This is a genomic window from Variovorax sp. Soil_C_12 (genome assembly GCF_057657375.1).
The window spans coordinates 611,936-624,760 of sequence record NZ_JBDGIO010000002.1 but is presented as its reverse complement, the minus strand read 5'-3'; the positions used below and the strand labels follow the sequence as shown (position 1 = coordinate 624,760).

Annotated in this window: 13 protein-coding genes; 3 read left to right on the top strand and 10 right to left on the bottom strand. The window is 62.8% G+C overall.

Features of this window, described 5'->3' with window-relative positions:
• Positions 1 to 22: 22 nt before the first annotated feature.
• The 9 genes from AC3A6X_RS07990 to AC3A6X_RS07950 form a co-directional block, all read right to left on the bottom strand.
• The gene (locus AC3A6X_RS07990; RefSeq protein ID WP_487841674.1) at positions 23 to 937 is read right to left on the bottom strand and encodes a 2-dehydropantoate 2-reductase; all 915 of its coding nucleotides are present in this window, start codon (positions 935 to 937) and stop codon (positions 23 to 25) included.
• Between the two features lie 45 nt (positions 938 to 982).
• Entirely contained in the window at positions 983 to 1,378 is a 396-nt protein-coding gene (locus AC3A6X_RS07985; RefSeq protein WP_487841673.1) for a tautomerase, read from the bottom strand.
• A gap of 20 nt (positions 1,379 to 1,398) precedes the next feature.
• Positions 1,399 to 1,572: a hypothetical protein gene (locus AC3A6X_RS07980; protein WP_487841672.1), complete on the bottom strand. Its 174-nt coding sequence runs from the start codon at positions 1,570 to 1,572 to the stop codon at positions 1,399 to 1,401.
• A gap of 11 nt (positions 1,573 to 1,583) precedes the next feature.
• A complete protein-coding gene (locus AC3A6X_RS07975) occupies positions 1,584 to 2,567 on the bottom strand; it encodes a tripartite tricarboxylate transporter substrate binding protein (protein WP_487841671.1) in 984 nt (327 codons plus the stop codon).
• Entirely contained in the window at positions 2,564 to 3,085 is a 522-nt protein-coding gene (locus tag AC3A6X_RS07970; RefSeq protein WP_487841670.1) for a DUF302 domain-containing protein, read from the bottom strand. The genes AC3A6X_RS07975 and AC3A6X_RS07970 overlap by 4 nt, the downstream gene beginning before the upstream one ends.
• Positions 3,086 to 3,096: 11 nt before the next feature.
• A complete protein-coding gene (locus tag AC3A6X_RS07965) occupies positions 3,097 to 4,095 on the bottom strand; it encodes a tripartite tricarboxylate transporter substrate binding protein (RefSeq protein ID WP_487841669.1) in 999 nt (332 codons plus the stop codon).
• A 63-nt stretch (positions 4,096 to 4,158) separates the two neighbouring features.
• Positions 4,159 to 5,502: a fumarylacetoacetase gene (gene fahA / locus AC3A6X_RS07960; protein WP_487841668.1), complete on the bottom strand. Its 1,344-nt coding sequence runs from the start codon at positions 5,500 to 5,502 to the stop codon at positions 4,159 to 4,161.
• 19 nt (positions 5,503 to 5,521) lie between these two features.
• Positions 5,522 to 6,751: a CaiB/BaiF CoA transferase family protein gene (locus tag AC3A6X_RS07955; RefSeq protein WP_487841667.1), complete on the bottom strand. Its 1,230-nt coding sequence runs from the start codon at positions 6,749 to 6,751 to the stop codon at positions 5,522 to 5,524.
• 1 nt (position 6,752) lies between these two features.
• Positions 6,753 to 7,511, bottom strand: a complete 759-nt coding sequence (locus AC3A6X_RS07950; protein WP_487841666.1) for an enoyl-CoA hydratase/isomerase family protein — start codon at positions 7,509 to 7,511, stop codon at positions 6,753 to 6,755.
• Positions 7,512 to 7,677: 166 nt separating this feature from the next.
• Between AC3A6X_RS07950 and AC3A6X_RS07945 the strand changes: the two genes are divergently transcribed.
• Positions 7,678 to 8,391, top strand: a complete 714-nt coding sequence (locus AC3A6X_RS07945) for a TetR/AcrR family transcriptional regulator (protein WP_487841665.1) — start codon at positions 7,678 to 7,680, stop codon at positions 8,389 to 8,391.
• Between the two features lie 13 nt (positions 8,392 to 8,404).
• Here AC3A6X_RS07945 and AC3A6X_RS07940 read toward each other — a convergent pair whose 3' ends face one another.
• Entirely contained in the window at positions 8,405 to 9,361 is a 957-nt protein-coding gene (locus tag AC3A6X_RS07940) for a helix-turn-helix domain-containing protein (protein ID WP_487841664.1), read from the bottom strand.
• Between the two features lie 248 nt (positions 9,362 to 9,609).
• Between AC3A6X_RS07940 and AC3A6X_RS07935 the strand changes: the two genes are divergently transcribed.
• A complete protein-coding gene (locus AC3A6X_RS07935) occupies positions 9,610 to 11,178 on the top strand; it encodes an amidase family protein (protein ID WP_487841663.1) in 1,569 nt (522 codons plus the stop codon).
• A gap of 28 nt (positions 11,179 to 11,206) precedes the next feature.
• The gene (locus tag AC3A6X_RS07930) at positions 11,207 to 12,673 is read left to right on the top strand and encodes an amidase family protein (protein WP_487841662.1); all 1,467 of its coding nucleotides are present in this window, start codon (positions 11,207 to 11,209) and stop codon (positions 12,671 to 12,673) included.
• The last annotated feature ends 152 nt before the right edge of the window (positions 12,674 to 12,825 follow it).

Below are 12,825 nucleotides of genomic sequence, written 5' to 3'. Positions count from 1 at the left end.
CTCGCGTCCTCCCTTGTGCTGGCTACCTCGATTCGTACACTTGCAGATGGCAGTGAGCCGCACGGAGCAAGGGCGTGGTCAGTCGATGTGCGGACGCCCGTCGCACCATGTCGCCTACGATCGTCTGTGTTTCGAGCCGCGGGGCACCCGCAGCAATGTCGCGCATCATCGAGGCGGCCCATAACGACTTGATGTCCAAGAGCCGTGCATAGATCAGCGATGCAGCTGAGTCGCTCAGCGCATGCCCTTCACGCGACGCTACTTCCAGGCATTCGGCAATCATCCCTTCCATCAGTCCATGACCGCCATCGGTGCCGAGGATGTCAGCGACGCTGCCCCGCATGAGGCAGTTCATCGCTGCGCCCGCGCAGAGCATGACCCATTTGTCCCAAAGCGCCTGTTCGATGTCGGTGCTCAGCAACCGCTCACCCGGCGTTCTGGATAGTAGTTGGTGAAAGCGGCTTGCCAGAGGCTGCAGCAGCTTTGTGCGAGCGCCAATAATCACCTTGTCCTGGCGCCCCTGCTGCGAGATCACACCATCGGGTTGAAGCGCGGTCGCCACATAGGCAACGCCGCCAAGGACTCGGTCGCGGCCGTAGGCGCCGTCCAGTCGATCGTAGGGCGCCACTCCGTTCAGCCAGGGAAGTACACCCGTGCGAGGCCCCACTGCCGGCTCGATGTCGTTGATGGCGCTTTCCAGGTCGTAGCCCTTGCAGCTGACCACGACGAGATCGAACGGCGACTTCAGCTCGTCCCTGGTGATCGTATGCACAGGCCCGGCAAAGTCGCCAAGTTCGCCCCGCACGGTGAGCCCATCCCGTTGGAGCTGCACCTTGCGCGATGGCCGAACGAGGAAGGTCACGTCTGCGCCTGCCTGGAGCAGCCTGGCGCCGTAGTAGCCGCCCATTGCGCCAGCGCCGAGCAAGAGAATTTTCATGATGTCCTATCGAGCAAAAAAATCGGGGAGAAGCAGAACGAGACTTCACCCCTCGCCGAGCTTCCAGTCCGGGCTGTATCCACCAAGGGCCGGGTGGTACATCTCATCGCCATCGTGCTGAGTGAATTCGACATTCAGCCGGTCCTCGCGCAGGCCCAGCATCTCGATGCAATGTGCGCAAAGGGCCTTAGCAACCTCCATCCGAAGCTCGGCGGATCGTCCTCGCCGGATGTCGAGCATCAGCAGTGCCACTGGAACGGGCTCTGCATCGGCCTCCGGAATGCGCCAGACAGTTCCGGGGCCAAGTTCCCGGACCGCCACGGTGATGCGACGGATATCCACGCTCATCATCGATGCATAGGTCCTGCTCATCCGCAGGGCCAGCTCCTTCTTCGATTCAATCGGGTAGCTCTCGTTCACGTCCAGTTGCAGATACGGCATCTTCGATTCTCAGGTCCTTGTCAGTACAGAAGAAAAAGAAGCACTGGCAGGCAGACAAGGCCGAGCATCGCCATGAGCTTCTGCGCCCGATAGTAGTCGGCTCGTTGCGTCGCCGGAATGCAGTGCAGGCCGTTGCATCCGCCGACGATCACGCACTCCTCCGGCGCTTGCATCTTGAACGCACTCGCGGTCATTGTCCCGAGCCTCATTCGACCTTGATGTCGTACTTGCGGACGACAGCCGCCCACTTGCTGCGTTCACGGTTCGTCAGGTCGACGACGCCCTGCGGCGAGCTGCTGCCGAGCTCCATCGCCATGGCGTTGAAGCGCGCCTTCATGGCCGGATCGTCGATGGCCTTGACCACTTCCTTGTTCAGTTTGGTCACGACCTCGGGGGGCGTGGCCGCCGGCGCGACCAGCGCGAACCAGACGGCAGCGTCGACACCGAGCAGCCCTTCTTCCGCCAGCGTCGGTACATCGGGAAGCGCTGCGACGCGCTGAGGCCCCACGATGCCGATCGCTCGGAGCTTCCCCGCCTTGATCTGCGGCATCGAGCTCAGCACGATGTCGCAGGTCATCTGCGTGTCGCCTGCAAGCACGCTCGCAAGGGCTGGCGCGGTGCCGTTGTACGGCACGTGGAGCATGTCCACGTTGGCCATCGATCCGAAGAGCGCACAGGCCAGGTGCAGCGGGTTGCCATTGCCGTTCGACGCATAGGCAAAGCTGCCTTCGCGGCTGCGGATGTAGGGGATCAAGTCCTTCAGGCGGGTGGCCGGCGTGGAGTTTCCGACCACCATCACCAGCGGTGCCGAGGCGACCAAGGAAACGGCTGCGAAGTCGCGATCGGGGTCGTAGGCGAGTTTCCGATAGACCAGCGGATTCACGGCCAGGCTGGCGGACGAGGCCATGAATAGCGTGTAGCCGTCTGCCGGCGCCTTGGCGACCATCGAAGCGGCCACGATGGTGTTGCCGCCCGGCTTGTTCTCGACAATGAACGGCTGCCCCGACGATTTGCCGAGCCGCTCCGCGAGTCCGCGCGCCAGCTGATCCACGGGGCCGCCAGCGGTGTACGGCACGACGATCTTGACGGGCCGCGAGGGATAACTGTCTGCGCACGAGAGCGACGAGGCGAGCGCAAGAACGCTCGCTGCAGCGATCCAGGCGAGGTTCCTGAGGCAAGCGCTTGTCATGGCGTACCGACCTTGACCAGCACCGATTGGAGCCGCTCGTCGAGTATTGCCGCGACGTGGTCGATCTCCGGTTGCCCGAACTGGCTGAACTGCGTCGACGGCTTGTCGTACTCGAAGGTCGAGCCGCCATTCGGGTTTTCATAGAGCACGACCCGCAGCGGCGCATAGAGACCAGCCGCAAGATCGATGCTCGTCATCTGCACGGCGTACAGCACGTTGCCGATCAGGTACGCGGTTGCTTTCCTGCGTTCGCCCTTCAGCGCCAGCCAGTCCCCATGCGGGCCGACGTAGTGGATGGCAAGGCCATCCTCGCCAGCGGCCTTTTGCAAGGCGGCGCGGACCGCTTCGATCTCGTTCTTCTTCAACAGATCCCGAATCGCGTCGTCGAGCCGGCCCAGCCTGGATTCGAGCGCCGCCTTGACATCGGCATAGGGCTTCGGCGTGGTGATCTTCACATGGTCCACGGGAAGGACGGAGGTCGTCACCGAGATGTCCTGTACTTGGGGGGCGTTGGTCATGGGAACTCCTGCTACTGTGGTTCGAGCTTGACGAGCTTGGCGATGCGGCGGAACTTCTCGATCTCCTGCCTATAGAAGGCCTCGGCTTGTGCGATCGTCAGGGGTTCGACAGGCAGCGCGGCCGAGTCGCGAAGAAAGCGCTGGAACTCGTCGCCCTTCACGATCTCTGCTAAGTCCTTGCTGAGCCTGGCTGCTGCCGACGGAGGCGCCGCCGCGGGGATGAAGACAGCCGCCCATGCGCTGTAGACGAAGTTCTTGAGGTACTTGCCTTCGCTCAGCGTCGGTACCTGGGCCAGGAAGGGGTTGCGCTTCGTGTTCGCAACGCCGATCGCCTTGATCTTGCCCGTGCGCACCAGCTCCAGCACGTTGGGCGCGAGCGGCACGAAGGCCATGTCGATCTCGCGGCTGAGCAGTGCCTGGATGACAGGCGCGGCCCCCTTGTAGGGCACATCCATCAGCCGCGCGCCCGTGGCGGCGCCGAAGTCCGCCGCCACCAGGTAGGGCGCCGAGCCGTAGCCCCAACTGCCGACCGTCATTTCCTTGCTGCCTGCCTTCCTCGAATGCTCGATGAGCTCGTCGACATTGGCGAAGGCGTGCTCGGCACTCGTCACCAGCGTGAAATCGGTCGGCAGGATGGTCGCCAGCAGCCGGTAGTTCTCGGGCTTGTACTTCACCTGCGATATCGCGAGTGGCGACAGGATCATGTCGTTGCCCGTCGTCACCAGCAGCGTCTGGCCGTCGGGCGACGCGTTCAGCACGTTGGCCGCGGCGATCGATCCGCCCGCGCCGGGCAGGTTTTCGACGATGACCGTCTGCCCGAGTGCCGACTGCAGCGGCACCTGGATCTTGCGCGCCGCGACGTCTGCAGGGCCACCCGCGGGATAGGCGACGCGCAGCACCACCGGCTTGGTGGAAGGCGCCTGCGCCTGAACGGCGCCGAAGGGCTGCAGGGCCACGATCGCGATGATCCAGCCGACGAGGCGGCCGGCAGCTTGATTGCTAGTCTTCATGATGAACTCCGATGTGGTTGTCAGTCGACGAAAGACCGGAAAGCGGACTGGGCGGGCACGAAACTATTCCTCGGATCGCGACAACGCCGGGAGGACCAGCCCATGGTTGAAGCCAAAGCCGATGCGATTGAATCCCTCGCGCTCGCACCACCCCTGGAAGATGATCGCGTCCCCATCCTCCAGGAAGCTTCGACGCTCGCCGTTGCTGAGTTGCACCGGCTTTTTGCCGGCAAGCGCAAGCTCCATCAGCGCGCCCGCTTCGGCAGGCTCTGGCCCCGAGATCGTGCCGCTGCCCAGCAGATCGCCGGCCTGCAGATTGCAGCCGCCTGCAGCGTGGTGCGTGACCATCTGCGCGATGGACCAGTAGTGATGACAGAAGCTGGTGCGTGACATCGGCTCGGGCGCAAGCCTGGCCTCGCGCATGCGATGGGTCTCGATCGACACCTCGAGACGGATATCGATGGCTCCCCCTGCGCGATGAGACTCGTTCTCCAGATATGGCAATGGCTGTGGCTCGGCCGCGGGGCGGGTCCATGGCTTCCTGTAGGGGGCCAGTGCGTCCATGGTAACGATCCAGGGCGAAACGGTGGTCGCGAAGTTCTTTGCATGGAAGGGGCCGAGCGGCGCCATCTCCCAGGCCTGGATATCGCGCGCTGACCAATCGTTGAGCAACGAGATGCCGAAGACGTGGTCCTCGGCGCGCGAGAGCGCTATGCGCTCGCCGAGCGCATTGCCTGCGCCGACGTAGATGCCGAGCTCGAGTTCGTAGTCGAGCCGCCTGGAAGGTCCGTATTCGGGCGTGCTGCTTCCGTCGCGCAGCGCTTGGCCATGCGGGCGCCGGAACTGCTGCCCGGCGACCCCGATGGAAGACACCCGTCCGTGGTACGCAGTGGGCACCCATTGGAAGTTCCGAGGTACCTCGCCCTTCGGGTCCAACAGGCGGCTGATCGTTCGTGCGTGATGGATCGATGTGTAGAAGTCCGTGTAGTCGCCGATCCGAACGGGAAGCACGTGCTCGACGTCGGATTGCGGAACCAGGCAGCCTCGGACCGCCTGGACGTGCGACGGTGTGGTGTCGGCCATGCCCTTGTGCAGAAGGTCGAAGAGTGCGCCCCGCAATGTGCGCCAAGCCACGGGCCCCAGGGCGAAGAAGTCGTTGAGCACCGGTGCGGCACAGGACTGCGCGGCTTGCAGCGCCAAGCCGTCAAGGCACTGGGTTCCGCTCAAGGCGGCCAGGTCCAAGACCTCGTTGCCGATGGCAACGCCGCCGCGTGGCGTTTCGCGGCTCGCTGCCCTTCGGAACACGGCGAACGGCAAATTCTGGATCGGAAAGTCGGTGCCTGGCGCGTTCGCGCTCCCCAGCCAACTTGTCGCCGCGGCATCGTGGGTTCGATCGATCGTGCGCATGGGTTCGCCTCGGACTCTTTCAGTCGAACGCACCAGCCGGGCTGCGACGGCTTCGCAGAACGCCTTGCTTGCGCAATGTCTCGATCTGCTCGGCGGGAATCCCCAGCTCGCAGAGCACTTGCTCGTTGCTCTCTCCCTGGAAGTAGGGCAAGCCCGGTGGCGGCAGCTGGGAGCGGCCGAAGCGCCATGGAGGTCCAGGCATGCGGACTGTGCCGCCTTCACGGTCTTCGACTTCGACGACCGCGCCCCAATCTTTCGCCCACTCGGAATCCGCGAGATCCTGCGTGCTGCGCACCACGCCGATGGCCAGGCCCGCCTCGCTGACTTGCGCCTGGAGCTGGTCCAGATCGGTGAAGGTCAGGATCCAGGCCTTGACCTCGGCCATCAAGCTCGAAAGGTTGAGCTTTCGAAGAGTCGCCGTGGCAAAGCGCGGATCCTTGAGGAGATCGGTGCGGCGCATCATCGAGCAGTACCGAATGAACATCGGCGAGAACACCGGGCTTGTCGCGATCGTCAGGCGCCGGCCGTCCGGCAGTTCGAAGATCGGCGACTCGTTGGCGCTCAGGGCGTACGGTTCATCGTTCACATCCAGCCCTGACAACTGCGCGCCGGCCCGTTCGTTGGCGGACAGCATCGTCGCTGCCATCGAGACGTCGACGTACTGACCCTCTCCCGTGCGTGACCGATGCTGCAATGCAGCCAGCACCGCGATGACCCCGTGGAGCCCCGTGTAGACATCGGCATGGCTGCATGCGTCGTTGCGCATCTCGACCATCGCGCCCTCGTAGTGCTTCTGAAGGATGTCCGTCAGGCCCGTCTCGGCATGGACCGTCGGCGCAAATGCCGGGCGATTGCGCCACGGACCGGTTTGACCGTAGCCGCTGATCGAAACGTAGACGATCTTCGGATTGAACTTCGCAACGTCGTCGTATCCGAAGCCGAAGCGCGCGAGCGTTCCAGGACGAAAGTTCTCGACGATCACGTCGGCATCTGCGCAGAGCTTCGCAACGATTTCGCGCGCCTCGGGCCAGTTCAGGTCGAGGCTGATGTTCCGCTTGCCGGCATTCTGCTGCGCGTAGTAAGTCGACATGGAGCCGATATGCGGTACGCCCGCCCGGCCCACGTCGCCTGCAGGCGGCTCGATCTTGGTGACATCGGCACCCAGGTCACGCAGCGCTTTGGTGCAGCCCGGACCGGACAGCACGCGGGTGAAATCGACGACCCTCAGACCTTCCAGTGGCGCGCTCATGTCAATCTCCTTGGAAGACAGCGGAGCCCGGGCCGGTAGCCGCGAAGGCTGCGAGGCCGCGTGCCTGGTCGGCGCTATTCCACATCGACGTGTTGACCTCTTCCTGTCGCGCGTCGGCAGCCGAGATGCCGCTGCGGGCGGACAGGTTCGCCACGGTCTTGATGCCGCGCAGCGCCACAGTCGCTCCGGCCGCGAGTTGTCGGGCCCACGAGACCGCGACGCTGGGAAGTTCGGCTTCCGCCGCGACCAGGTTGACCACGCCCCAGCGCTCGAGCGCCCGAGGATCATGACGGCGGCCGAACATAGCCATTTCCTTTCCACGCGCCAGGCCTGCGCGCTGCACGACGCGCTGGACGCCTCCGAGGAGCGGCAGCAGCCCGAGCGAGGCCTCTGCCATGCCGAACGAAGCCGTGTCGGCGGCGATGATCATGTCGCACATCAACGCCAGCTCAAAGCCGCCGCCCAGTGCCGCACCGTGAACGGCCGCGACCGTCGGGATCGGCACGTCTTCCAGCGATGCCCAGAGTCTCGCAAGCGCCTTCTGATCCCAACGCTCCGACGCGAGGACGTCGAGGTCGGCGCCGGCGCAGAAGTGACGCATCGAGCTTCGCAGCAGGATCGAGCGGCATCCCTCCTCGACCGCCCTCGCGTAGGTTGACGCAAGCTCCTGGAGCATCGCGTTGTCGATCAGGTTGTGGGGGGGCTTGGCCATGCTGACGATGCCAACGGCACCGTCCTTTTCGTACGAAATCGAGCTCATCGATCTACTCCTTCGAGGTGACATCGCCGGGATGGCCATTGCACCATTGCGGCCGATGATAACGGTGTTAACAGGCGACGTTATCAGTGTTAACCCGATGATGACGGATCGGATTCCCGCGACCAGCGCTTGTAAGATCGGTCGAGTTGCAAGGAGCCCTTCAGCGATGACCAGCAAGGCGTCACAGACACGAACCCCCAGCGCTTCGCGAACCGCTGCCAAGAGGCCGCGAGCACTGCCACCGCAGCTGCGCGAGCCGACCTACGAGCGTGGCGGATTGCGCAATGCCCTAGTGGAGGAAGGGCGCAGGATGTTCGAAGAAAACGGGGCGAGCGAGTTGAGCTTGCGCGCCTTGGCGCGCAGGCTCGGCGTTTCCGAAGCGGCCCCGTCGCGCCACTTCAAGGGTAAGGAGGAGTTGCTGGCGGCCATCGCCATCAGCGGATTCAAGCAGCTGGCTGAGCAGCGCAAGGAGATCTCCGCGCGGCACCTGCCCGCCCTGCCGAAGGCTCGCGAGATGATGCTGAGCTACGTGCGCTATGCCCAGATGCACGCCGGGCTGTTCGACCTGATGACCGGCCCTCGGCTGCTGCAGGAATTCGTGCGCGGCGATGTCGAAGCGACGAGCAACATCTCGTACGCGTACTTCTCGGACTCGGTGTTCGAGCTCGCGCTCGAGAGCGGCTGGGACAGGAAGCAGCTCCACTACCTTTCGCATGCGGCCTGGTCGATGGAGCACGGCGTCGCGGCGCTCATCCTGGGTGGGCGCATTCCGCGCACAGACAGCAATCTCGACACACAGCGCATGATCGAATTCTCGATCGATCTGTTTCTGGCTGCTGTCATCGCCGGTCCTGAAAACTTCAAGCGGAGCCAGATGTAGCCGCGTTTCCGCATCAAGCTTGAATCCTGGCGCGGCGAAGCGTTTGCGGCAAGCGGCCGAACTCGCGCTTGAATGCCCGGCCAAAATGCGACACGTCGCTGAACCCCACGCTGAAGGCTGCCTCGGTCACGTTGTTCACGCTGCCGTCCAAGAGGAGCCTGTGGCTTGCGGCCAGCCGTTGACGCCAAAGCCATCGCATCGGAGTGGTGCCTTCAGTGGCAAAAATGCGGCTCAGCGTTCTTGGCGAAACGTTCTGCGCCCGGGCGATCGCCTCGATGTCGAGTCCCGGTTCATGAAGGTGCACCAACATGTACCTTTGCACCTGCGGCAGAAGACGATGTAGCTCCAGATTCGCTCGGGCTTCGGCGCCCAGCTCGCCATCGAGCGTCGTGGAGATGATGTCCATCGTCGCGTGCACCAGCCGTTCCTCGGTATCAGCGCGCGATGAAACCCCGAAATCGACGATCTGGCGGATGACCGATCTGGAAAGGGCACCGAGTTCCGAATCACCCGCAATGCGTCGAGCGGTGAAGCGGCTGGCACCTTGCAGTCTGGATTCCAACAATGGACGAGGAATGTTCACCAGGATCGAGCGATTGTTGTTATAGAAGTTCATGCTGAACGGCATCGTCTGGTCGTATAGAAACATGTCACCCGTCAAGGCGCTCGCCTCTCGATCGTTTTGCTCGACGTCGACACGGCCGCTCAGAACCAGATAGAGCATGAAGTGGTCTCGCGGGTCCTTGCGGATCTGCGCGCGGCCGCGTGTCATGCGGATCGAACTGATGCCACCGGATGAGGCGGCACTGAGCCCGAGCGAGCCGAAAACGCGGCTCGAGATCTGGGCGCGGAAGCCTTGCGTCGACTCCGTCTGGCATTCGGAGAGCGAGAAGTTCCGGCACGTCACGAGATGCCAGAGGTCGAATCCATCCTCGGCATTGACACCGGATGTGTTGTCCATCGACAGCATTCAGACCTCCTTCGAGTCGTTCCTGATCGATTGTAAGCAAGCAAGCTGCGGGCCGGTGCGCAAGATCCGGAAGCACCAAGGGGATCGCAAAAGGCCGCGGAAGGCATTGCGGCCGCACATGAAGCTCTCGCTTCACGCGCGCAACGTGACCGTCACAGTCGGTTGGATGGCAGTCTGAATCGAGCGAGTGGAAGCTCTGCCGCATAACGTAATGAATGCGCCAACCTCACTGAAAGAAAGATATCCCTATGTCCACAGATCACCTGTCGAATGAACCCTTGTCCGATGCAGCAAGCGCCCGTGGGTCGATCAATCGACGCCAACTGCTGGGCGTCGCCACCGCAGGAGCGCTGACCGGTTCCGGGCTGGGCCATGCGCAATCCGCAGCCGCTTCCGAAAGGGGCGTGCACGACCTCGATCTGTCGTCGGCAGCGACGGCGATTCGAACGGGCGCGATGACGTCGGAGAGCTATGTAACGCAGTTGCTCGATCGAGCCTCGAACCTCGCCGATCTGAAGGCCTTCATTGCGATAGACCGTGATGGCACTCTTGAGGCGGCCAGGACGGCGGACAAGGCCCGCGCGGCGGGCCGCTCGGCGCCGCTTTTGGGTTTGCCGATCGGTGTGAAGGACAGCTACCTGACCAAGGGCCTGGCTTCCACTGTCGGCACCGCTGTCTTGAAGAACTTCACGCCGAATCGCGACGCCGCCGTGGTCGCTGCCGTCAAGGATGCTGGCGGCATCGTGTTCGGCAAGAACAATCTTGCCGAGATGTCCTACGGATTGACCGGCATCAACGATCACTATGGGCAAGCCAGGAATCCGCACAACCGCGACCACATCACCGGCGGATCATCGAGTGGTGCGGGGGCCTCTGTTGCCGCGCGCATCGTGCCGGCAGCGCTGGGGGGTGACACGGTCGGCTCCATCCGGGTGCCTGCTTCACTGTGTGGCGTCGTCGGATTCAAGCCCACGCCGGGCCGTTGGCCCTCGAAAGGCGTAGCCCCGATCTCCGGCACTCTCGACACCACGGGCGTGCTGGCTCGCAGCGTCGCAGACTGCATGCTGCTCGACACGACCGTCACACGCAGCGCGTCACCGAGTCTGAAGACATCCGTCGGGCTGAAGGGCGTACGGCTTGCCTATGCACCCCGGCAGCACCTGGCGGGCGTCGATCCTGTCGTGGAGGCGATATTCCGGGAAAGCCTGCGCAAGCTGACGAACGCCGGTGCGGTTGTTGTCGAGATCGAACTTGGATCGGACTTCAATGCACTCGCTGAACAGGTCACCTGGCCAATCTTCTTCCACGAGACGATGCCTGCGGTTCGCGAGTTCGTCGCGGCTAACGGCATTCCCGCATCGTTCGAACAGATCTACGAAGGATTGGGTAAGAACTTCAAGGAAGTCTGGACTCAGTTCGTCGTGCCGGGCGCACCCGGCTTCGTTTCGGAGGAAGCCTACAGGACGGTGATGGACAGGTATCGACCCGCGCTGCAGCGCCGCTACAGCGCCAAGGCCTTCGCCCATGCGGATGCACTTCTTTTTCCGACGACACCATGCGCTGCGCCAAGGATCGACAGCCAATGGAAGTTCCCCGTGGCGGGTAAGGAGGTGACCCACCGATTCTTGTCCCGAAACACCTATCCGGGCAGCGGCGCCGGGTTGCCGGGCATCAGCATTCCCATGGGGTTGTCGCAGGACCTACTGCCTGTCGGGCTCGAAATGGACGGGCCGATGGGCGGCGACAAGAAGCTGCTTGTCCTGGCGCATCGGATCGAGCAGATTCTTGCTGAATCGATGTTGCCCCGCCGCAACTGAAACCAGATCAACCTCGAAGTTCACCAACTTGGAATTTCTCGAAATGCAAACAACTACCGACTCTCTGAATTCTTCATTGCATGAGCTGTCAATCACCGACGCAGCGGCTGCGATCCGCACAGGATCTGTCACTGCATCGGACTACGCAGAAGCGCTCTTGAAGCGAGCGTACGCCCTCTCAGATCTACGCGCCTTTGTCACGCTCGATGAGGACACCATTTTTGAAGCCGCGAGGCAGGCTGACCTCGAACGGCAAGCGGGAAAGGAGCTTGGGCCGCTTCACGGCGTCCCGGTCGCGATCAAAGACAGCTTCAACACCCGCGACATGCCGACATCTTTCGGAACCAAGGTGCTGGCCACTCATCAGCCCTCCGAGGACGCCGCCGTAGTCGGGTTGATGCGCGAAGCTGGCGCAATCCTCTTTGGAAAGAACAATCTCGTCGAGATGTCGTATGGACTTACCGGCCTGAACGCCCACTACGGCCAGGTAAAAAATCCATACGACCTCACCCGCGTCACCGGTGGCTCCTCAAGCGGTGCTGGAGCCTCCGTCGCGGCCAGAATCGTCCCAGCCGCGCTGGGTGGCGACACCGTCGGATCGATCCGCGTTCCATCCTCTCTTTGCGGCGTCGTAGGATTTCGCCCCACCACCGGTCGGTGGCCAGGCCGCGGCATTGCCCCCATCTCGCATACGCTCGATACCCCTGGGCCCATGACTCGGACAGTAGAGGATTGCGCTTTGCTGGATGCAGTCGCTACCGGGCGAACACTGACGTACAAGCCTTTGGTTCGAAACCTCAAAGGCCTTCGCTTTGGCTTCGCTCCCAAGCAGCACCTGGACTTGATCGATCCCGAAGTTGAAGCGTGCTTTCATGGCACTCTGAACAGGCTCCGCGACGCTGGCGCTGAGATTGTCGAGATCGATCTTGGCGAAGACTTCGCGATCCTGGCGTACCAGGCGAACTGGCCGATATTTTTTGCCGAAACGATGCCTCACGTCTCCGAATTTCTGAAGGAACAGAGGGTCCCAGTGTCGTTTGAAGAAATCTATGATGGACTTGGCCAGAATGTAAAGGCATTCTGGGGCGATAGGGTTGTCGCAGACAGTCCGAATGCGATTTCAAAGGAGACGTACCACACGTCCCTGAATATCCAGCGCGCGACACTGCAGCGGAGGTACGCCGATGCCTATCGCTCCAATCAGATAGCTGCATTGCTCTTTCCCACAACGCCCACGGTTGCTCCCCTGATCGATGAGCAAGTGCCCTTCGCCATTGCTGGGCAGATTGTGGACCGCTTGCTTCTGGCCAAGAACGTCTTCCCTTCCAGCTGCGCCGGGCTACCTGGGATCAGTCTCCCCGTCGGGCTGTCTTCCTCTGGTCTTCCCATCGGAATGGAGATTGACGGCCCATGGGATAGCGACCAAACCATCTTGGATATCGCCGCACGGGTCTCGGCAATCATCGGTCAACTCCCGGCGCCGAGAACGATCTGAATTATTGATGCAGATAGCACGACTCGCTTGAACTGAGCGAGTCCAAAGGTCTGAGACTCGGCCCAGGCCCAAGGCTGCCTAAGCCGTTACCACAGGCTCCGCACCAGCTGGCTGCCATCGGCCCAGGACCGGACCTTCCTCCACGCCTCCCA